This window comes from Streptomyces sp. R28 (genome assembly GCF_041052385.1).
GTDB lineage: Bacteria > Actinomycetota > Actinomycetes > Streptomycetales > Streptomycetaceae > Streptomyces.
This window is the reverse complement of record NZ_CP163439.1, coordinates 6,717,821-6,737,977: the sequence shown is the minus strand read 5'-3', so window position 1 is coordinate 6,737,977 and position 20,157 is coordinate 6,717,821. Positions and strand designations below refer to the sequence as shown.

Here is a 20,157-nt window from a genome sequence, read left to right as displayed (position 1 = left end):
GATCAGTTCGTCAGCGCCGTGCGCAGTCGCTCCGGATCGGTCGTCGGGGCGTCACACGTGAAGTTGCGGCAGACGTACGCGGCCGGTTCACCGCCGACCAGAGGGCGATCGGCGAGGAGCGGCAGCTCGTCACTGTCCGCAGCCCCGACGGCCACGACGGCTCCGGGCGCGGTACCGAGAAGGGCCGTACGGTGCAAGGTCCTTGTGGCCTTGTCGTCGAGGCTCGGCCCGACGATCGCGACCTCGCGCGGCCCGTCGAGGTTGGCCTCGGCGACGGCGAGACCCCAGCCGATGAAACGCGGAACGCGTGGGCCGAGGGCCTTGACGACGCCCAGCGCCTTCTCGGCGGCGGCGCGATGGGGCTCGGCTCCGGTCTGCGCGGCGTAGCTCAGCAGGGCACCGGCCGCGGCACTCCAGCCGGAGGGGGCGGCGTTGTCGGTGGGGTCCTGGGGGCGGCGGATCAGCTGCTCGGCGTCGGCGGCGGTGTCGTAGAGGGCGCCGGACTCCTCGTCGGTGAAGCGGGCGAGCACGTGATCGAGCAGGAACCCGGCGAACTCCAGCCAGACCCCCTCGCCGGTGACGGAGGCGAGCGCGAGGAAGCCCTCGGCGACATCTCCGTAGTCCTCCAGCACACCTACGTTCGCGCCGACTTGGCCGCCCTTGCTGGTACGGGCGAGACGGGCGTGGTCGTCGAGGTGCAGCCGTACGAGCAGGTCGGCGGCGCCGAGGGCGGCGTCCACGAGGTCGGGGCGGTCGAAGTAGGCGCCGGTCTCGGCGAGGGCGGCGATCGCGAGGCCGTTCCAGGCGGCGACGATCTTGTCGTCGCGGCCGGGAGCGGGACGCGTGCCGCGCTGCCGGAGCAGGCGCTCACGGATCGAGGTGATCTTCTCGGCGTCGAACAGCTCGTCCTGCTGCGGGAGTTGCAGCACGGACGAGCCGTGCTCGAACGTGCCCTCCTCGGTGACGCCGAAATACCGGACGGCGAGTTCGGCGTCCTCGTCGCCGAGCACCTCGCGCAGCTGCCGCGCAGTCCAGACGTAGTACGCGCCCTCGACGTGCTTGCCGGTCCCGTCGTCGCTGTCGGCGTCGAGCGCGGAGGCGAACCCGCCCTCGTCGGTGCGCAGTTCGCGCACCATGAAGTCGGCGGTCTCCAGGGCGACCCGGCGGGCGAGATCGGAGCCGGTGGCGCGCCACAGGTGGGCGTAGACGCGGCAGAGCAGGGCGTTGTCGTAGAGCATCTTCTCGAAGTGCGGCACGACCCAGTCGCGGTCGACGGAGTAGCGCGCGAACCCGCCGCCGAGCTGGTCGTAGATCCCGCCGCGGGCCATCCGCTCGCAGGTGTCCTGCGCCATCTGCAGGGCGCCCTCGGCCCCGGTCCGGGCATGGTGCCGCAGCAGGAACTCGATCACCATGGACGGCGGGAACTTGGGCGCGCCCCCGAACCCGCCGCGCTGCGGGTCGTACTCCCGGGTGAGCCCGAGCAGCGCCTGGGCGAGCTCCTCCTCACCGGGCGCCTCGGTACCGCCGTAGGAGATCTCCCGCCCGGCGAGATCCCGCACGATCTTCCCGGCGACCTCGTCGACCTCCTCCCGCCGGTCGGCCCACGCGCTGCTGACGCCCTCCAGGACCTGCCGGAAGGACGGCATGCCCTGCCGGGGTGCGGGCGGGAAGTAGGTGCCGAAGTAGAAGGGCTCGGCGTCGGGGGTGAGGAAGACGGTCATGGGCCAGCCGCCCTGGCCGGTGGCCGCCTGGACGGCCTCCATGTAGACGGCGTCCACGTCGGGGCGTTCCTCGCGGTCGACCTTGACGCTGACGAAGTGGGCGTTGAGGTAGTCGGCGGTCTCCTGGTCCTCGAAGGACTCGTGGGCCATCACGTGACACCAGTGACAGCTGCTGTAGCCGACGCTGAGCAGGACCGGTTTGCCGCTCTCGCGTGCCTCCTCGAAGGCCTCGGCCGACCACGGCCACCAGTCGACGGGGTTGTCCGCGTGCTGGAGCAGGTAGGGGGACGTCTCGTGAGCCAGTCGGTTCGGCATGGGGTCCATCCTGCCGCAGTACCGTTCCTAGAGACTGAGCGGGAGTGAGTCCTGTTGCCAGGACACACGCTCAGCCGAACGCCCCGAACGGTGTTGGGCGTTCTGGTCCCCCGTGTTCACTCCGCAACCAGCGCGCACGGATCGTGTCCGTGATCCGGGGATGCGGGGACGGGTTCCCTCACGCCCGAGGACTCCTGGTCCCGCCTGGACGGTCCGATGCCCCTGCTCATCACTCCGGTGAGCAGGGGGCGGTGCCGTCCGTCGCCGGATCGGGTGTCCCTGGGCGCGCCTTCCGATCGCCACGGCGGCCGCGTCATGGCGAGTGGTCTTGCGGGTGGTGCTGGTGAGGGGTTTCTGCCAGTGCTGGACGCCCCAGCGGCTGGTGTAAGCCGGGTCCACGGCGATGACCGCGATACCGGTGGCGTCGGCCACCGAGGTCAGTCGAGCACGGAGCTTTCCGGTGGGCATGCCGGAGATCAGCTGCCGGAAGCGTTTCCTGCGGCCGTGCTTCTCCCGGGTCTTCTCCGCGGCGAAGTCCAGATCCTCAACCGCGATGGCGCGGACACCGCACGTCCGGGCCCAGTGCAACAGCCGCGTGAGGGCGTGACGCACCTGGGCATCACGATGGTCCCGGGTGCCGGACAAGTCGCAGAAAAAGCGGCGCGGGGCGCCGGTCGGATTGCCGTGCACGTCCAGGCGCCACGCGGCGAGGTGGTCGGCGTTCATGTCCACGCCGATCGCCCCGTGCGCGAGCGCGGTCCCGACAGGGATGGCAGGGGTGGGCGGCATCTGCCAGGACGCGGTCACATACCAGCGGACCCGGCCCGTATCCAGGTGGATGCGGTAGGCCACAGCCCGGTTCGCTGCGACGCGGTCGGCCCACTCGCCACCCCGGTGCGCGAACGTAACCCTGCTCGCGAGGACGTACCGTCCGCGCGGAGCGTTGGCCAGATACGCGAGCGGCGCGGGGAGTTTGATGCTCACCTCGCCGTCGGGGCTGACGCGGATCGTCTCATTGCCATACCGCTTGCCGGACTCACCGTCCGCCTGGCACAACCAGCGTTCCGCCTCCCGGCCCCGGCGCCATTCGGACTCGGTGAGCCCGGCCGCCTCCAGGTGCTGCCTGGTGCGGGCCAGCCGCTTGCCGCCTCGCACGACGTGCACAACTCCCGCCTCGCGGTCAGCCCGCGCGGCGGCCAGCCGGTTCTCCAAGACCCGTAGCCGCCGGGATTTCGCGTGCCACTCTCGCTGCGACCGGTAACCGCCCGGGGCTTGTCTGGTCCCCTTCTGCCCGACCGGCTGGGACAGCCGGTGCCCGATGGTGCGGATGCCGGCTTCCAGGTCCTGGATGTGGGCCAGCTGGCAGCGGCGGGCCAGTGCCCACTGATCATGAGTGGCCTTGGTGATACTGCCCGCCCACCGCGACGACGAGAGCGGCGTCAGCTCCCCCACCCCGTCACCCCCGACCCCACCCGAAGAACCCTGTCACCGCATCCAACGAGCAGCTCCCGCAAAGGTCACCCATTCGACGCAAGAACGTCAGTTCCCCAATGAAAACCGACCCAACGGCCAAGGCACGCCACACGACACCGGCCATCGGCCACCGGCACTCACTCCCGCTCACCAGAACACATTTGAAGGCACTCCAGCGGCAGCAGCTCCCAACCCCCTGCGTCACACGGCAAGCGCCTCCCGAACGAAGGAGCAGGGTCACACGGCGGCTGACGTCACTCCGTGGGGTCCGAGTTGCCCGAGCAGGTCGGCTCGGCGGGCGGCCGCCGTCGTCGGGTCCGGGAAGTCGGCGCTTGCCATGCCGAGGCGGTCCACCAGTTTCTCGACGACGGAGTTCTCGGCTGCGGAACGGTCCGGCAGCAGGGGCAGTTCGTAGTCGCGCTGCCAGGTGCGCTGGATGGCGCGGTCGTTCTTCCAGCGGACCTCGCGCAGGGTCTGCAGTTGGAGCCGGCGGGCGGTGGCGCTGTCCATGCCCGTGTGCGACCAGTGCTCGGCGTCGCCGTCCGGGTCGTGGACCTTCAGGGCGAAACGCTCGGCGTCCTGCCATACCGGCATCGTTTCGTCGTTGAGCATGAAGACGTAGAGGGCGAAGGTCCCTTCGTACTCGTTGACCAAGAACGATTTCGTGTCTTCGAACAGTTCGGGGCTTTCGCCGGGGTAGCCGACGATGAACGAGACGAAGTAGTGGATGGGGCTGCGGGAGAGCAGTTCGAACGCGGTGCGGTTGGCGTGGGCCTTCACCTTTTTGTTCATGTACGTCAGCGTCGTGTCGTTCATCGACTCGAAGCCGATGGCAAGCGCCCGGCAGTGGGCCTCGCCCAGGGCGTCGACGACCGCCTGGTCGCGGATGGAGTTGGCGCGCGTGTACGCCTCCCAGGCGACGCCGGTGTTCTTGAGCAGGGGTAACAGGGCCCTCAGGCGGGTGGGCGGCACGGTGAAGGTGGAGTCGAGCGCCTTGATGTACTGCGCCCCGTGCTCGTCGCGGTAGCGGGCGAAGTCGCCTGCGATCTTCTCCGCCGACTTGTACCGCCACTGCGGGGACGCGGCGGGGAACGAGCAGTACTTGCAGGTGAAGGGGCAGCCGCGCATCGACTCGTACGGGATGACGGGGAACCTTCCCGAGGGGGCGGGCGAAGGCAGCGCCTCCAGGTCGGCGTAGTGGATGCCGGTCAGGCGGATGCGGCCGGTGTCCTGGTCGCGCCAGACCAGGTTGGGGATGCCGGCCACCGGCTCTCCCCGGCGCAGGGCGTCGAGGAGGGGCACCAGGGCCGGCTCGGCGTCGCCGCGGACGACGTACCGGACGAACGGGTGGGCATCCAGGATCTGCTGGAACTTCAGGTTGCTGTACTGGCCGCCGAGGACGAGGGTCGCCGTCGGGAACCGTTCCTCGACCCAGGCGACCGCCTTGGCCATCGTGGCCCGGTCCCAGATGAACGTCGTCGACAGCAGCACCACGTCGTAGGGATCGGACGACGGATCTGCGGGAGAACCGTTCCAGATGCCCTCGGCGGGGAAGTGGTCGTGGTCGATGCCCGCGGCCTCCAGGATGGCGCGGACGGTGAACGTGGTGAGATGCGGCGCGGTCGCCGTCTCGTCGTCCTTCTCGACGTGCTGGAGGCGCACCGACGAGACCGCGCGTATCCCGCTCGCGGCCTTGCGCGGCCGGAGCAGGGGCAGATGCCCGCCGTTCACCTGGGCGTGGAGTGCGGCGAGGTCGGAGATCTCCCTGGAACGGCCGGGGAACCTGCCGGGGTCCGTCAGGGCCTCGAAGGTGGAGCCGGCCAGGAGTGAGTGGTTGGGGTACTCGGGCCCGAGTCCTGAGATCAGGAGAACGTTCATGCAGCTTTCCTCAATGCGAGTGGCGTGGGAAAGGGCTGGAGAAACGGCGTGCCGACGACCAGAACCACCTTGCGCCCGGGCGGAGTCGGGCAGAAGCGAAGGATGGCAAAACAACGGCAACCGTATTCCCAAGATATTTAACGTTCACCAAAAGAGGAGCCGGCGGGAAACGACCCGTACCGCCTGCGGTGAGCAGCGTGCTCCGGACTCGGCGGACGGGGCCACGCCCAGCGCATCGGCCGACACCGCGGCCGACGCTTCGGCCAGTCCTGCGGGGGCCTCCCCCTATGTCGAGCCGGGGGCCGGTGACGGTGCCCCGCACTACAACGGCCCGTACCCGGAGACCGGCTGCTTCGAGCCGCCCTACGGCCACTGAGCAGGACGCCCTCGCCGCGGACTCCTGGCGATCACGACAGCTCCCTCTCCACCAATTCACCGGTCCCGCAAGGTGATCGAAACCGGCCTGCCCCCTCGCCCCGATGCGCCGTCCACAGCACACTTGACCAAGAACGCTGTTTCCGCCGGAGGGGGACGTGACATGCGAGTCAGCCATCGGACGGAGGCCGAGCGGCTGTTGGCCCGGGCCGTGGAGGAGGAGGTGCGGCGCTCGGGCGGGCGTACCGACGGACAGGTGCTGATGTCACGGGCGCGCGGCGCGCTCGACGCCATGGCTCAGACGGCGGCCGAGGAGTACGAGGCGTATACCCGCGCTTTGGACGAGGCGCAGGCCGGCCGGCTGACGTTCGGACAGCGGTTCGCGCGGGAGGGCGGCCGTACGCCGCTGATGGTGGCGGGCGTCGCGGCGGTCGCGGCCGTCATCACCGACCTGGCACTCGGCACGGGCACCGGCACCGCGGTGGGCGCGGGCGTGACCGTCGGTGTCGTGGGCGCGGCGGCGACGGTCGTGAAGGTGGCCGGTACGCATCTGCCGGCCGCGCACCATCGCGCGGGTGCCGTGGGCCAGCCCGGCGGCCCGGAACAGCTGCGGCTGCAGTGGCTGACGGCGCTGGAGGTACGGGGCATCCGTCCCTTCCTCGACCAGCAGCGGGTCTTGAGCGCGTCCACCGGCCCGAAGAGAACGGGGCCACGGCTGAAGGGCACGGACAAGAGCGCGGCGGCCCGTGGGCGGAACCTGCTGGAGCAGTCGTTCGGTCAACTCCCGGAGCCGACAGGTCCGTTCGCGGGCCGCAGGCAGGAGATGGCACGCATCCGGCAGTGGGTGCAGGCGGCGCGGGCGAGTACGGAGACGAAGCCGACGGTCGTCGTGCTGCACGGGGCGCCCGGCAGTGGTCGTACGGCATTGGCGATCCGCGCGGCCCACGACCTCAAGGACCAGTTCCGCGGCGCGTGCGTGGTGGACCTGCGCGGCGACACCGCGGAGGAGCCACCACTGTCCACCCGGGACGCGCTGCTGCATCTGCTGAACCGTCTGGGCGCCCCGCGCGAGCAGCTCCTGTTCCGCGAGCGTTCCTCCGCGGACCAGCAGGTCAAGCGGCTGAGCGAGCTCTACCACCAGCACCTCACCGGCCTGCCGGTCACCGTCGTACTGGACGACGCCTCGGACCCGGAGCAGGTCCGCGTCCTCGTCCCCGAGCGCTCCGACAGCCTGGTCCTGGTCACCGCCCGCAAGCCCCTCGACCTGCCCGCGGATCTCGCCGCCTGGGTGCACCAGCTGCCGGTGGAAGCGCTGGACGCGGCCGGCGCGGAGGAGCTGCTGACCGCGGCGGCACAGGATCCCTCGGGCCCCTACGACGCCGAATCGGCCGACCGGATACGGGAGTTGTGCGGCGGGCTGCCCCTGGCGCTGCACATCGCGGGCTCGTCGCTGGGCCCGCGTTCGCCACGCACGCTGGCGACGGACCTGGGTGCGTACGGCCCGGTGGAGCCGATCGAGCGGGTGCTGTGGCTGCGCTACACCGACCAGTCGGAGGCGGCGAGGCGTCTGCTGCGCAGGCTCGCGCTGGCTGGCCGGGCCTCACTGGGCGCCGCGGCGGCAGCTTCTCTGCTGGCCACCGACGAGGCGGAGGCGACCCGCCACCTGGTGGCCCTGTCCGAGTCGGGACTCATCGACCACGTCCGCGGCAACCGCTACCGCCTGCACGACCTCGTCCGCGCCTTCGCCCACGCACGCCTCCTCGACGAGGAGGAGCCGTCGGAACGTACGGCGGCGCAGGAGCGGCTGATCGTGAACTACGCCGACCTCGCCGACTCGGTCCTTCGCCTGGTCGACGGCAACATGTCGACCCGCCAGGACCGCTTCAGCCCGCACGGCTTCACCTCGCTGGACGACGCGCTGCGCTGGCTGGACGACGAGTCGAGCTTCATCACGGCGGCGCTGCGGCACGCGGAGGACGTGAACCAGGCGGCGGTCCTGAACCTGCTGGGCGCGCTGTGCGACTACTGCCTGCTGCGCGGCGACCTCTACCGGCTGGGCGAGATCAGCGAGCTGGCGCAGGCCGTGGACCAGGGCCTGCTGGTCCGCTCCGTGCAGTGGCGTACGGGCATCGCGGCCCGCCAGCTCGGCGAACTCGACAAGGCCCGCACGACCCTGACCTCGGTGGTCGACCTCTACATGGAGGCCCAGCACGACGCGGGCGCGGCCCGCGCCCTGTGCTCCCTCGGCATCACGCTGCACCACCAGGGCAACCTCACCGAGGCGGCGGCCAAGCTCCGCGAGGCCCTGGACCTGCAGTCGGCTCCCGCCCTGGCGACGGACCGCGCCTGGACGATGCACGCGCTGGCGGCCGTGGAACGGGACCGCGGCCGCGTCTCCGAGTCACTGGACCTCCTGACCGACTCCCTCGCCCTGCACCGCGCGGGCGAGTCGATCCACGGCGAGGCCTGGGCCCACTTCCAGCTGGGCCAACTGGGCCTGCGCATGGGCGACGTACCGCGCGCGGAGTCGGAGCTGCGGACGGCCCTGGACCTGTACGGCCGTACCCGCGACGCCCGGGGCGAGGCCTGGGCGATGACCCAGCTCGCACGCGCCCGCCTGGTCGCCGGCGCCCCGTCCCCGGCGGTGGACGGCCTGCGCCAGGCGGCCTCCCACCACCGCGACAACGAGGACGCGCGCGGCGAGGCGTGGTCCGTCTACTACCTGGGCCAGGCCCTGGAGGAGACGGGCAACCTGGACCTCGCGGTACGAGAGCTGGAACGTTCACGCACGATGTTCTCCCGCATGCGGGACGTGTACGGCCTGGCCTGCGCCCGGCACCACTCGGCGCGGGTGACGCGGGACCAGCGGGCCGCCCAGACGGGCTCCCTGCGCAACTCCGGTTTCGCGCGCCAGCTCCTGGTCGACGCCCGCGCCGACTTCCAGCGCATCGGCGTGGCGCACGGCGAGGCATGGACGTGCCTGGAGCTGGTGGTGGTGGAGGCCGGGAACGCCCGTACGCAGCAGGCGCTGGCCCTGTGCGACGACGCGGTCGGCCTGTTCGCGTCCTACGGCGACCGCAGAGGCGAGGACTGGGCCCGCTTCCTGCGCTGCACGTTGCTGCCCTATGCGGCGCCGGGGGGTGTCGAGGTCGGGACGGCCGTGGCGCAGGAGGAGCTGGCCCAGCTGGGGCGCGCCGGGCATGCGCTGCGGGACGGGAAGCTGAGCGACTACGCCGAGGCGTATCTGCTCCTGCTGGAGCGCGGGGTGAACCTGGAGGAGGGCTGGCAGGCCTGGCGGCTCGGCATGGTGCCCAACCGGCATGCGCGGGAGGTGATGGGGGTGGGCGTCGCGGCGGGGGCGTAGGCCTGCGGCCGTCGGCGGGCGTAGGCGCGCGGGTCGTCGGAGCTTGTACGGTCCGTCACTCCCCTCTGTGACGGACCGTGCTCGCGACGACGCCGCCCATGCTCACCGACGGGTACGGCGTACGTGCGGCTGGTCGGACAGCAGCCCTACGGATGCCGGTTCCCGCGCGAGGCGACGCGCGGCGATGGGATGCCGGGGATGCCGGGATATCGGGGATGCCGGGACATGCGGTGGGCGCGGCGGCCGACGCCGGCGCCCACCCGCCCGGTCAGCCCTGCCGCGGCTTCGCCGTGCCGGAGGCCGTGGCGTCCTGGGCGTCCCCGGCGCCCGCCTTCGGGTCCGGGGCCTCTTTGAAGTCGACCCTGCTCATATGGCGGTTCATGGACTTCATCAGTCCCCACACCGCCAAGGCCATCACCGCGAAGACGATGAAGCCGAGGACGCCGGGGGTGACCTTGTCCTCGTCCACCTCCTTGGCGAGGGTGGCGAGCTGTGTCATTGCCAGGCTTGCGCTTGCGCTCATGTCAGGCATTGTCGCGGATGCCCGCAAAGAGGTCGTCCTCGGGGAGGGCTGTATCGACGAGGGACTTCGCCAGCTCGTACTCCTCCGTCGGCCAGACCTCCCTCTGGACCTCGAGCGGGACGCGGAACCAGCCGCCGTCGGGGTCGATCTGGGTGGCGTGCGCGATCAGGGCCTTGTCGCGGATCTCGTAGAAGTCGCCGCACGGGACGTGCGTGGTGAGCGTGCGCTGCTTCATGCCGAACTCGTCCCAGCGCTTGAGCCAGTCGCCGTAGGGGGACTCCAGGCCGCGGTCGAGCATGGCCTGGTGCAGCGCCTCCGTGCGGGGACGGTTGAAGCCCTGGTTGTAGTAGAGCTTCTGCGGCTGGTACGCGGGGCCGTACTCCGCCTCCGGGTACTTCTCGGTGTCCGCCGCGCCCTCGAACGCCACCATCGAGATCTTGTGGGTCATGATGTGGTCGGGGTGCGGGTAGCCGCCGTTCTCGTCGTAGGTGGTGATCACCTGGGGACGGAAGGAACGGATCTGCTTCACCAGCTCGCCCGCCGCCTTGTCGACGTCCTCCAGGGCGAAGCAGCCCTCCGGGAGCGGCGGCAGCGGGTCGCCCTCGGGCAGACCCGAGTCGACGAAGCCGAGCCATTCCTGGCCGACGCCGAGGATCTCGCGGGCCTCGTCCATCTCCTTCTTGCGTACCTCGTGGATGTGCTCCTCGATGTACTTGTCGCCCTGCAGCTTGGGATTGAGGATGGACCCGCGCTCCCCACCCGTGCAGGTCACGACCAGCACGTCCACCCCCTCGGACACGTACTTCGCCATGGTGGCCGCGCCCTTGCTCGACTCGTCGTCGGGGTGGGCGTGCACGGCCATCAGTCGCAACTGGTCAGTCAAGACTCAATCCTCATAAGTCGGCGCCCGGTGTGAACCGGTGCGATCGGCGGCTTCTATAGTGACCGAATCGGGGGGCGGATAATTCCGGGGTACGGCCCGCAGACCCCTTTTGGGAGATCCGTCCCGCCCCTGCCGAGAGGACGATCATGAGTACGGCGAGCACGCGGCTGCCCGAGGGCCGCTACGGCCGCTCCTCGGACGCGCGCTCCGACCGCACGCTCAAGGTCGTCGGCACCGCCCTCGGGGTGGCACTGCTGACGCTCGTCGGTTACCTCGGCTACCACTACGTCGGCCAGAACAAGATCAGCGCCGAGGTGATCGAGTTCGACGCCGGCAAGGACGCGGTGAAGGTCCACCTGGAGGTCCGCAAGGACGCCGGTGCCTCCGGCTACTGCACGCTGCGCTCCCAGGCGGAGAGCGGCGCCGAGGTCGGCCGGGCCGACTTCCGCTTCGACGGCGACGCCACCCGGATCGACAAGGTCGTCACGCTCCGTACGACGTCCCAGGGAACGACGGCCGAGCTGCTCGGCTGCCACGCCGACTGACCCCGTCGGCCCCACCGCTGACCGGAACCGACCGACCCTGGTCGACACTGACCGCCTTCGCCCGGAATCCATAGGCGCTGACCTGCGTTGACGTGATTCTGATGGCTTATGTCCTCCCCCTTCGGGCGTTGAATTGTTAGGCTCGTGGTTTCGCCCATCCGTGAAGGAACATTCTTCTGGGTAGGGCGATGCTTTGTATTCCCAGTACCTACGAGGAGCACCTGTGACCCAGACCAGCGAGAACGTCACCTGGCTGACCCAGGAGGCGTACAACCAGCTCAAGGCCGAGCTGGAGTACCTGTCTGGTCCTGCGCGCACGGAGATCGCCGCCAAGATCGCGGCCGCGCGCGAGGAGGGCGACCTGCGCGAGAACGGCGGGTACCACGCGGCCAAGGAGGAGCAGGGCAAGCAGGAGCTCCGTGTGCGCCAGCTGACCCAGCTCCTGGAGAACGCCAAGGTCGGCGAAGCGCCGGCCTCGGCGGACGGCGCGGTGGCGCCCGGCATGGTCGTGACGATCGCCTTCGACGGTGACGAGGACGACACGCTCACCTTCCTGCTCGCCTCGCGCGAGTACGCCAGCGCCGACGTCGAGACGTACTCCCCGCAGTCCCCGCTGGGTTCCGGCGTGATCGGCAACAAGGTCGGCGACGAGGCGGAGTACGAGCTGCCGAACGGCAAGAAGGCCTCGGTGACGATCCTGAAGGCCGAGCCCTACAGCGGCTGACCCGGACCGTGCGGCGGTCGACCCCGCCCTGCATATCCCTGACGAGCCCCCGGCGCCCACATGGCGCCGGGGGTTTCGTCGTACCGGGGGTTCCTTCACGCCGTTGCCGAGCGGAGCTTCCGTACTGGCAGGGTGCGGAACACGACGATGATCAGGGCCAAGTAGATCAGCGAGTCTCAGCCGGCCCGAGACGGTTGAGCTGCAAGTACCGGGCTCCTCGTTCCTCCGCCAGTGTCCGCCTGTACGGGCGGTATGCACAGGCGAAGCAATCAGCGGCTCACCAAGCCGGCCATGCGGGCAGGGCGCACCATCTGAGCCGCCCACCAGCACAAAGACGCCTCCCGTGATTCGGGGGCGTCTTCGTACGTGTCGTTCCTGGTCAGGGCGCCGCAAGCGCCCACTGCAACCTAGCCAGCTTGGCGAACAGGCTCCGAAAAGGCGGAGCAATCAACCGTCTGCCCGGCGGTACTTACGGACTGCAAGAGTTCGGAAGATCGCGACGATCACAATCGAGTAGATCAAAGACGCCCACACCGGGTGCTGCATGGGCCAGGCGCTGGACTGGGACAGGCCGGGGTCACCAAAAAGCTGGCGGCACGCCTGAACGGTGGCGCTGAAGGGGTTCCAGTCCGCTACGTGCCGAAGCCAGGGGGTCATCTGGCTGGAATCCACGAAGGCGATCGAAATGAACGTCACCGGGAAGAGCCAGATCAGTCCGCCGGAGGTGGCCGCCTCCGGGGTACGGACGCTCAGGCCGATCAGGGCGCCGATCCAGGTGAACGCGTACCCGAGCAGGAGCAGCAGGCCGAAGGCGCCCAGGATCTTCCCGAAGTTGGTCGGCTCCGCAGAGCCAGGCCGCCAGCCAACGATCAAGGCGACGATCGCGAGGACGAGCAACGTGACGGCCGTCTGCACCAGGTCAGCCACGGTGCGACCGGTGAGCACAGCGCCGCGCGCCATGGGCAGTGAGCGGAAGCGATCGATGAGCCCCTTGTGCATGTCGTCCGCGATACCAGCTCCCGCCCCTGCGGTGGCGAAGGTGACGGTCTGGGCGAAGATGCCCGCCATCAGGAAGTTCTTGTAGACCTCCGGGTCCGTGGTGTTGCCGATCTTCATCGAGCCGCCGAAGACGTACGTGAAGAGGACCACGAACATCACTGGCTGGATGACCCCAAAAAGGATCATCTCGGGAATCCGGGTCATCCGAATCAAGTTGCGTCGGGCGATGACCAGGGAATCGTTCACGGCACTCACTTCGGCTGCCCCCCGCCCCTCACTCGCCGGCCATGGGCTCGCGGCGAGCTGAATGGAATCGAAGCTCCATGAACAGGATTCGGGATCCGGGACATCCGGATCAGGTTGCGCTTCGCCACGACCATCGAGTCCCGGATCGACCGGCCGACCGGGTTCGTGGCCGGCGCGGCCCGCACGGTGTCGAGAGCACTCACTTGACGGCCTCCTTGCCGTTCTCCTCGTCCTTCGCCTCGGCCACGTGACCCGTCAGGGACAGGAACACGTCGTCGAGGGTCGGGCGGCGCAGCCCGATGTCGTCGATCTCGATGCCGCGGGTGTCGAGCTCGCGGATGACCTCGGCGAGCAGCTTGGCGCCTCCGGTCACGGGCACGGTGAGCTTGCGCATGTGGTCCTCGACCGTGGTGTCGCCCTTGCCGAAGCCGCGCAGTACCTCGGAGGCGGCCCGGATGTCCTCGCGCTCGTGCACCACGACCTCGACGCGCTCGCCGCCGGTGCGGGCCTTGAGCTGGTCGGAGGTGCCCGTGGCGATGACATGGCCGTGGTCGACCACGGCGATCTCGTGCGCGAGGTGGTCTGCCTCTTCGAGGTACTGGGTGGTCAGCAGCAGTGTCGTACCGCCCGAGACCAGCCGCTTTATGACCTCCCACAGCAGCTGACGGTTGCGCGGGTCGAGGCCGGTCGTCGGCTCGTCCATGAACATCACGGGCGGTGAGACGACCAGGGCGGCCGCGAGGTCGAGGCGGCGGCGCATGCCTCCGGAGTAGGTCTTCGTGGGGCGGTCGGCGGCGTCGGCGAGGTCGAACTGATCCAGCAGTTCGACCGCGCGGGCCTTCGCCGCCTTCGCCTTCATCTGGTAGAGCTGGCCCACCATCTGCAGGTTCTCGCGGCCGGTGAGGTACTCGTCGACCGCCGCGAACTGGCCGGACAGGCCGATGGAGCGGCGCACGGCGTCGGGATGCTTGAGGACGTCGATGCCCGCGACGACCGCCGAGCCGCTGTCGGGGCGCAACAGGGTGGTCAGGCAGCGGACCGTCGTCGTCTTGCCCGCTCCGTTCGGCCCGAGCAGACCGAGGACCGTGCCCTCGGGGACATCGAGGTCGACGCCGTCCAGAGCCTTTACGTCACCGAAGGTCTTCACCAGGCCTTCGGCATAGATGGCGCCTGGCATATGAATCTCCACGTCTTCGGGGAAACTTCGGAAAGCCTAGGTTTGCACTTTTCATCCGCGCCATTACTCAGCGCTGCGGCGGGAATATGAGACACACCATAACGCGATGTATCGCGTCTCTCAATAGAATTACCCGAACGAGTGACAAAGAGCCTCCGACCTGGGCTTTCGCTCGATCGCGTCTCAGCCGATGACCGTGTAGCCCGCCTCGCGCAGGGCCTGGCCGACCTCGACGCAGTGCACGGTGCCCTTGGTCTCCAGGTGCAGCTCGACCTCCGCCTCCGTGAGCCCGAGCCGTGGGTCGGTCCGTACGTGGCTCACATCGAGGACGTTAGCGTCCACCACTGACAACACCCCGAGAAGCGTGGCGAGCGCGCCCGGCCGGTCCGTCAGCCGCAGCCGTACGGCCAGGTAGCGGCCCTGCGCGGCCATGCCGTGCCGCAGGACGCGCTGGAGCAGCAACGGGTCGACGTTGCCTCCGGACAGCACCGCGACGACCGGGCCCTCGAAGGCGCCGGGGTCGCTCAGCAGCGCCGCGACGGGGCTCGCCCCGGCCGGTTCGACGACCAGCTTGGCCCGCTCCAGGCACAGCAGCAGGGCGGTGGCCAGCTCGTCCTCGGTGACCGTACGGATCTCGTCCACCAGGTCGCCGATGATCCGGAACGGCACGTCACCGGGCCGTCCGACCTTGATGCCGTCGGCCATCGTCGCCGGGTTGTCGACCGCGACCGGGTGCCCGGCCGCCAGCGAGGGCGGGTACGCCGCCGCGCCCGCCGCCTGCACGCCCACGATCCGCACGTCGGGCCGCAACGCCTTCACCGCCGTCGCGATGCCCGCCGCGAGCCCTCCGCCGCCGATGCCGACGACGATCGTCCGCACCTCCGGGCACTGTTCGAGGATCTCCAGGCCGACCGTGCCCTGGCCCGCGATGATGTCGCAGTGGTCGAAGGGGTGGATGAACACCGCGCCCGTCCCGGCCGCGTACTCCTGCGCGGCGGCCAGTGTCTCGTCGACCACCTGGCCGTGCAGGCGCACCTCGGCGCCGTAGTCCCGGGTGGCGCTGATCTTCGGCAGCGGGGCGCCCTTCGGCATGAACACCGTGGAGCGCACGCCGAGCAGCGAAGACGCCAGGGCGACGCCCTGCGCGTGGTTGCCGGCGCTGGCGGCCACGACCCCCGCCGCCCGCTCCTCCGGGAGCAGCCCGGCGATCCGGACGTAGGCGCCGCGCAGCTTGAACGATCCCGTCCGCTGGAGGTTCTCGCACTTGAAGTGCACCGGGGCGCCCACCAGCTGGGTCAGGTGCCTGCTGCCCTCCATCGCCGTCACCCGCGCCACGCCCGTCAGCATCTTCTGGGCGCCGCGTACGTCGTCGAGCGTGACGGGAGGCAAGGAGTCAGCCGTGCGGTAGCTCATGACTCAAGTCTCGCAGTTCACAGGCGCGAGGCCCTGGTGTGACCAAGCACCGAGATGTGTTTGCGCAGCGCCGGTACACCCCGCGTCCGGGCCGCGTACCCTGTCCCCCAACCCAGCACCCCCTTCATGAAGTGAGCCCCCGGCCATGCCCACAACACCTGAAATGTCGATGGACATGACGACCGTCGCTGACAGCGGTCTCCTCGACACGCTGCAGCACGAGGTGGCGGTGTTCGCCCGTCGTGCCGAACAGACCCGGCTCGGTGGGGTCGGGCAGGTGCGCAACTCCATGGACCGCGCCGCATACCTGCTGCTCAACCGCCTCGACAAGGAAGGTCCCATGGGCGTCAAGGCGCTCGCCGCGAGCATGGGGATCGACTCGTCGACGGTCACCCGGCAGGTGGCGCCGCTCGTCGACACGGGGCTCGTCAAGCGCACCTCGCACCCCGAGGACGGGCGGGCAGTGGTGCTCCAGCTGTCCCCGCGCGGGCAGTCGCGGCTGGAGGAAGTGCGCTCGTCGCGGCGTCAGTTGATGGCCGAGCTGACGCACGACTGGGCCCCGGAGGAGCGCGAGGCGTTCTGCACGCTCCTCACTCGCTTCAACACCGCGTTGTCCTCGCGGATGGCGGCGCAGGGGATCGCCGGCGCGGAGTCGCCCACGGCGTCCTGAGGGACCGCGGTGGTAGGGACCGCGGTGGTAGGGACCGCGGTGGTAAGGAGCGGGGGTTCGGCAGGGGCGGTACGCCGACCGCGTTCCTTCTTCAGAGACGGTCATGGCCGTCTCGTCCCTGGGCGACGGCCTTCGTCGTGTCCGGTCCACGCGCGCGTGGACGCGTGACGGGCCGAAGACACCTCCGGATGGCCGCCGACTCACGCGCTCAGGCGCCTCCACGGGGCGTGCTCACGGCAGGCAGCCGAGACGCCCGCCCATGCCCACCGGCTCACGGAATCGCACCGGCACACGCGCGTGCTCGTGTGTTCGGCTCCCGGCTCTTGACCCCGGGCCGCCGCTGGCCTCATATGAAACCGGGGCCCCTTCTCCTACGCGAGCGACGCGTCACGGGTGTGGCCGGGGCCCGGTTCCTCAGGGCGCTCAGGCAGGAGGGGCGGTGGGACGACGGCGCGCGGCCCAGGACGCCCGCCGGGCCCGGGAGTTCGAGGCGTTCGTCGCGGGCGCGGCAGGGCGACTGCTGCATGCCGCCACGCTGCTCACCGCGGAGCCCCCGGACGACAACCCGCGCGCGCGGCGCCTGCTGATGCTGTCCCTCGCGCACACGTACGCGTGCTGGGACCGGCTGCGCGGCGAGGATCCTTACGACCGCGCCCGCCAGTACCTGGCCACCCGCTTCTCCCGAGCCGCCTGGCACCAGTACGGCGGCCTGGGCGCCCTCGGCCGGTCCCGCCCGCACCCTGACAGCCCGCTGGCCCGGCTCTCCCCGCAGGAACGCCTGATCCTGGTCCTGCGGTTGCACGAAGGCGTCGCCGAGGAACAGGCGGCGGCCCTGCTCGGCCTGCCCGGCGAGCGTGTCCACGCGATCTGCGACCGGGCGACGGCAACCCTGCTGCATCCGCCGCGGGGGCCCGCACCGAACGTGCTCGAGGCGAAGGTGGCGTCGCCGTGAATCGCATCCAACGTGAGGCGGCCGCGCGGCGGATCATGGAGCGCACGCCGCCACCGGTGCCACCGGAGCTGTACGCGGAGGTCGTGCGGCGCGGTGGCCGGATGCTGCGCCGCAGGACGGCCGCCGTACGCCTGATGTGGCTGCTGCTGTTCGCCGCGACGGTGGCGTTCGTGGTGTGGGCGCTGCTGGTCCAGCCGTGGGTGGAGCCGCCGTCGGAGACGACCCCACCCCTGACGGGCTGGTGAACCCTTCCTGCGGGCCCCTGGACTAGCCGAGCGCCTGCTGGAGGTCCTCCAGGAGGTCGTCGACGTTCTCGATGCCCACGGAGAGGCGGACGAGGTCGGCGGGGACCTCCAGGGCCGAGCCGGCCGCGGAGGCGTGGGTCATGCGGCCGGGGTGCTCGATGAGGGACTCCACACCGCCCAGGGACTCGCCGAGCGTGAACACCTTGGCGCGGTTGCAGACCTCGACGGCCGCCTCCTCGCCGCCGGTGACCTGGAAGGAGACCATGCCGCCGAACGCCCGCATCTGCTTCGCGGCGACCTCGTGACCGGGGTGCTCGGGCAGGCCCGGGTACAGAACGCGCGTCACGCGCGCGTGCCGGGTGAGCATGTCGGCGATCCGCGTGGCGTTCTCGCTGTGCCGGTCCATGCGCACCGACAGCGTCTTGGTGCCGCGCAGCACCAGCCAGGAGTCGAAAGGCCCGGCGACCGCGCCCATCGCGTTCTGGTGGAAGGCCAGTTCGTCGCCCAGGTCCGAGTCGCTGACGATCAGCGCGCCGCCGACGACGTCCGAGTGGCCGCCCATGTACTTGGTCAGGGAGTGCACCACGACGTCGGCGCCGAGGGCCAGCGGCTGCTGGAGGTACGGCGTGGCGAACGTGTTGTCGACGACGAGCTTCGCGCCCGCGTCCCTGGCGATCTGGGCGACGGCGGCGATGTCGGTGATGCCGAGCAGCGGGTTGGACGGGGTCTCCACCCAGACGACCTTGGTCTTCGGGGTGATGGCGGCCCGTACGGCGGACGGATCGCTGGTGTCGGCGACCGACCACTCCACGCCCCACCGGGCGACGACCTTCGCGAAGAGGCGGAACGTGCCGCCGTACGCGTCATTGGGGATGACCACGTGGTCGCCGGGGCTGAGCAGCGTACGCAACAGGCAGTCCTCGGCCGCCAGTCCGGACGCGAACGCGAGACCCCGGCGGCCGCCCTCCAGGGCGGCGAGGTTCTCCTCCAGGGCGGTCCTGGTCGGGTTGGCGCTACGGCTGTACTCGTAGCCGCCACGCAGGCCGCCCACGCCGTCCTGCTTGTAGGTCGAGACCTGGTAGATCGGCGGGACGACGGCGCCGGTCAGGGGATCGGCGGTGTTGCCCGCGTGGATCGCCAGGGTCTCGAAGTGCTGACTGATGTGCCTGTCACTCATGGGCACCGAGCGTAATGCGCGAACGAGGGTGCTGCCGGACAGCGGGGTTTCCCACCGGATGTCCAGAGCCGGAAGTCGACATTCCGAGCCACCCCGTCCCCTACGGCGGAGCCGCACAGCGCGCACCCCCCGGGGCGCCGCACCCGCGCACGGCCCCGACCCACCACGCACCCCAAGGCACTACGCGCACCCCACCCAGCCCCGCAGGCCGCCACACGCACCCCAGCCCGACCGCCGGAGCCAGGAGGCACCCGTTGGCCAATTGTCAGCGGCGTCTGGAACGCTGGAGGCATGGAGATTCTCTGGGTCCTGATCGCGCTCGTCATGATCGGCTTCGTGCTGGTGCCGTTCATGAGGCGTAGGCGGGGCATGATCGAGCAGGTCCCGCCGGGCCACCCGGACGCCGCGGACCCGGCGAACTACGGCTTCGTACGGCAGGAGGAGCTGGACGTCCGCATGCCCGGCCCCGACCAGGACCTGCTGGACGTCCTGGACGTGGTGCAGCGCACCCAGGACTACCGCGCGGCCTCGCAGCTGCTGGCCGGCACGGAGGCCGAGGGCGAGGTGCGCTGGCAGCGGGTGCAGGCCTTCGCCGGCGCCGCGTCGCTGGAGCTCCAGCAGCGGCCGGGCGGGGTCAGTGAGTCTCCGGGCGGGCAGTGGCTGCGGGTGTGGCGGGCCGAGCAGCCCAAGGACGCGGGCGGGGCGGCCGTCCACGCGGAGTTCCTGGTGCAGCAGGCGTGGCGCACGGCGACGCCGGGCACGGACGAGTTCCGGATCATCATGGAGGAGGCGAAGTCGGCCTGCGGCGACGCGGCGCTGCTCGCCCCCGGTGACCCGATCCCCTACATCATCGAGCTGTCGGTCGCGCGCGGACTCGCCTATGCCCAGCCGGAGTTCGAGCAGCTCTGGCTGAAGATCCTGGACCGCGCCCCGGCCCACATGGGCGCGCACCTGGCGGCCCTGCACTACTGGTGCGAGAAGTGGCACGGCTCGCGCAAGCTGGCGTACGACTTCGCGGAGGCGGCCGCGGCCCGCGCCCCGCACGGCTCCCTCCTCGCCGCGATGCCGCTCTTCGCGGTCTTCGAGCATCTGCCCGAGGTGAACCTGGTCAGCGGCTTCTACCAGAGCGAGGTCGTGACGAAGGCGATCCACGGCGCGCTCCACGCGGTGCACGCGGCCCGCCCCGACGACCCGATGCTGGCGCACGTACGCCATCTGCTGATCTTCTTCCTGGTCCGTGGCGAACGCTGGGCGGAGGCCATGGACCAGCTGATAGCGGTCGACGGGCACGTCGGCGCCCTCCCCTGGACCCTTTCCCCCGACCCCGCCGCCGAGTTCGCGGTGTACCGCGCGCTTGCGGTGGCGGGCTACGAGGCGAACGGCGGCAGCCCGGCGACGTTGCCGCACTGAGCGGCCTCACCGGTACTGGACGGCCTCACCGGTGCTGAGCAGCCTCACCTGCCCTGCGCCGCCCCGG

General features: G+C 70.5%; 16 protein-coding genes. 7 read left to right on the top strand and 9 right to left on the bottom strand.

What is annotated here, in order from left to right:
• Positions 1 to 2 precede the first annotated feature (2 nt).
• From AB5J49_RS30325 to AB5J49_RS30315, 3 genes are all read right to left on the bottom strand, one after another.
• Complete coding sequence (locus AB5J49_RS30325) at positions 3 to 2,036, bottom strand: thioredoxin domain-containing protein (protein ID WP_369172031.1); 2,034 nt, start codon at positions 2,034 to 2,036, stop codon at positions 3 to 5.
• 27 nt (positions 2,037 to 2,063) lie between these two features.
• Positions 2,064 to 3,488, bottom strand: coding sequence for an IS200/IS605 family accessory protein TnpB-related protein (locus tag AB5J49_RS30320; RefSeq protein ID WP_369172030.1), 1,425 nt, complete (start codon positions 3,486 to 3,488; stop codon positions 2,064 to 2,066).
• Between the two features lie 258 nt (positions 3,489 to 3,746).
• Positions 3,747 to 5,387 (bottom strand): radical SAM protein, encoded by a 1,641-nt coding sequence (locus AB5J49_RS30315; RefSeq protein ID WP_369172029.1) that lies wholly within the window; start codon positions 5,385 to 5,387, stop codon positions 3,747 to 3,749.
• A gap of 538 nt (positions 5,388 to 5,925) precedes the next feature.
• Here AB5J49_RS30315 and AB5J49_RS30310 point away from each other — a divergent pair.
• A complete protein-coding gene (locus tag AB5J49_RS30310) occupies positions 5,926 to 9,126 on the top strand; it encodes a tetratricopeptide repeat protein (RefSeq protein WP_369172028.1) in 3,201 nt (1,066 codons plus the stop codon).
• Positions 9,127 to 9,394: 268 nt separating this feature from the next.
• Here the strand turns inward: AB5J49_RS30310 and AB5J49_RS30305 are convergent, their stop codons facing one another.
• Together AB5J49_RS30305 and mca are read right to left on the bottom strand one after the other, a co-directional pair.
• Entirely contained in the window at positions 9,395 to 9,658 is a 264-nt protein-coding gene (locus AB5J49_RS30305) for a hypothetical protein (RefSeq protein ID WP_369172027.1), read from the bottom strand.
• Positions 9,651 to 10,511 carry a mycothiol conjugate amidase Mca gene (gene mca, locus AB5J49_RS30300; protein ID WP_369175317.1) on the bottom strand — a complete coding sequence of 287 codons (861 nt, stop codon included), beginning with the start codon at positions 10,509 to 10,511 and terminating at the stop codon, positions 9,651 to 9,653. Before mca ends, AB5J49_RS30305 begins: the two co-directional genes overlap by 8 nt.
• 167 nt (positions 10,512 to 10,678) lie before the next feature.
• On the opposite strand from mca, the gene AB5J49_RS30295 reads away from it, so the two are divergent.
• Together AB5J49_RS30295 and greA are read left to right on the top strand one after the other, a co-directional pair.
• Positions 10,679 to 11,077 carry a DUF4307 domain-containing protein gene (locus AB5J49_RS30295; protein ID WP_369172026.1) on the top strand — a complete coding sequence of 133 codons (399 nt, stop codon included), beginning with the start codon at positions 10,679 to 10,681 and terminating at the stop codon, positions 11,075 to 11,077.
• Between the two features lie 223 nt (positions 11,078 to 11,300).
• Positions 11,301 to 11,801, top strand: coding sequence for a transcription elongation factor GreA (gene greA, locus AB5J49_RS30290; protein WP_369172025.1), 501 nt, complete (start codon positions 11,301 to 11,303; stop codon positions 11,799 to 11,801).
• A 447-nt stretch (positions 11,802 to 12,248) separates the two neighbouring features.
• On the opposite strand, the gene AB5J49_RS30285 is transcribed toward greA, so the two are convergent.
• From AB5J49_RS30285 to ilvA, 3 genes are all read right to left on the bottom strand, one after another.
• Positions 12,249 to 13,055 (bottom strand): ABC transporter permease, encoded by an 807-nt coding sequence (locus AB5J49_RS30285; RefSeq protein WP_369172024.1) that lies wholly within the window; start codon positions 13,053 to 13,055, stop codon positions 12,249 to 12,251.
• A gap of 190 nt (positions 13,056 to 13,245) precedes the next feature.
• Entirely contained in the window at positions 13,246 to 14,223 is a 978-nt protein-coding gene (locus AB5J49_RS30280) for an ATP-binding cassette domain-containing protein (RefSeq protein WP_369172023.1), read from the bottom strand.
• Positions 14,224 to 14,406: 183 nt separating this feature from the next.
• On the bottom strand, positions 14,407 to 15,636 hold the full coding sequence (ilvA, locus tag AB5J49_RS30275; protein ID WP_369172022.1) for a threonine ammonia-lyase: 1,230 nt from the start codon (positions 15,634 to 15,636) through the stop codon (positions 14,407 to 14,409).
• A gap of 163 nt (positions 15,637 to 15,799) precedes the next feature.
• Between ilvA and AB5J49_RS30270 the strand changes: the two genes are divergently transcribed.
• From AB5J49_RS30270 to AB5J49_RS30260, 3 genes are all read left to right on the top strand, one after another.
• Positions 15,800 to 16,306: a MarR family winged helix-turn-helix transcriptional regulator gene (locus AB5J49_RS30270; RefSeq protein ID WP_181449694.1), complete on the top strand. Its 507-nt coding sequence runs from the start codon at positions 15,800 to 15,802 to the stop codon at positions 16,304 to 16,306.
• Positions 16,307 to 16,745: 439 nt separating this feature from the next.
• Positions 16,746 to 17,258 carry a sigma factor-like helix-turn-helix DNA-binding protein gene (locus tag AB5J49_RS30265; RefSeq protein ID WP_369172021.1) on the top strand — a complete coding sequence of 171 codons (513 nt, stop codon included), beginning with the start codon at positions 16,746 to 16,748 and terminating at the stop codon, positions 17,256 to 17,258.
• Positions 17,255 to 17,503 carry a hypothetical protein gene (locus tag AB5J49_RS30260; RefSeq protein WP_369172019.1) on the top strand — a complete coding sequence of 83 codons (249 nt, stop codon included), beginning with the start codon at positions 17,255 to 17,257 and terminating at the stop codon, positions 17,501 to 17,503. The genes AB5J49_RS30265 and AB5J49_RS30260 overlap by 4 nt, the downstream gene beginning before the upstream one ends.
• A 22-nt stretch (positions 17,504 to 17,525) precedes the next feature.
• Here the strand turns inward: AB5J49_RS30260 and AB5J49_RS30255 are convergent, their stop codons facing one another.
• Positions 17,526 to 18,680 carry a cystathionine gamma-synthase gene (locus AB5J49_RS30255; RefSeq protein WP_369172017.1) on the bottom strand — a complete coding sequence of 385 codons (1,155 nt, stop codon included), beginning with the start codon at positions 18,678 to 18,680 and terminating at the stop codon, positions 17,526 to 17,528.
• A 291-nt stretch (positions 18,681 to 18,971) separates the two neighbouring features.
• On the opposite strand from AB5J49_RS30255, the gene AB5J49_RS30250 reads away from it, so the two are divergent.
• On the top strand, positions 18,972 to 20,090 hold the full coding sequence (locus tag AB5J49_RS30250) for a hypothetical protein (RefSeq protein ID WP_369172016.1): 1,119 nt from the start codon (positions 18,972 to 18,974) through the stop codon (positions 20,088 to 20,090).
• Positions 20,091 to 20,157: the final 67 nt, after the last annotated feature.

Coding starts and splice junctions, on each gene's coding strand:
- AB5J49_RS30325 (WP_369172031.1), bottom strand. CDS start 2,036: ATGCCGAACCGACTGGCTCACGAGACGTCCCCCTACCTGCTCCAGCAC.
- AB5J49_RS30315 (WP_369172029.1), bottom strand. CDS start 5,387: ATGAACGTTCTCCTGATCTCAGGACTCGGGCCCGAGTACCCCAACCAC.
- AB5J49_RS30310 (WP_369172028.1), top strand. CDS start 5,926: ATGCGAGTCAGCCATCGGACGGAGGCCGAGCGGCTGTTGGCCCGGGCC.
- AB5J49_RS30305 (WP_369172027.1), bottom strand. CDS start 9,658: ATGCCTGACATGAGCGCAAGCGCAAGCCTGGCAATGACACAGCTCGCC.
- mca (WP_369175317.1), bottom strand. CDS start 10,511: ATGGCCGTGCACGCCCACCCCGACGACGAGTCGAGCAAGGGCGCGGCC.
- AB5J49_RS30295 (WP_369172026.1), top strand. CDS start 10,679: ATGAGTACGGCGAGCACGCGGCTGCCCGAGGGCCGCTACGGCCGCTCC.
- AB5J49_RS30280 (WP_369172023.1), bottom strand. CDS start 14,223: ATGCCAGGCGCCATCTATGCCGAAGGCCTGGTGAAGACCTTCGGTGAC.
- ilvA (WP_369172022.1), bottom strand. CDS start 15,636: ATGAGCTACCGCACGGCTGACTCCTTGCCTCCCGTCACGCTCGACGAC.
- AB5J49_RS30270 (WP_181449694.1), top strand. CDS start 15,800: ATGTCGATGGACATGACGACCGTCGCTGACAGCGGTCTCCTCGACACG.
- AB5J49_RS30255 (WP_369172017.1), bottom strand. CDS start 18,680: ATGAGTGACAGGCACATCAGTCAGCACTTCGAGACCCTGGCGATCCAC.
- AB5J49_RS30250 (WP_369172016.1), top strand. CDS start 18,972: ATGGAGATTCTCTGGGTCCTGATCGCGCTCGTCATGATCGGCTTCGTG.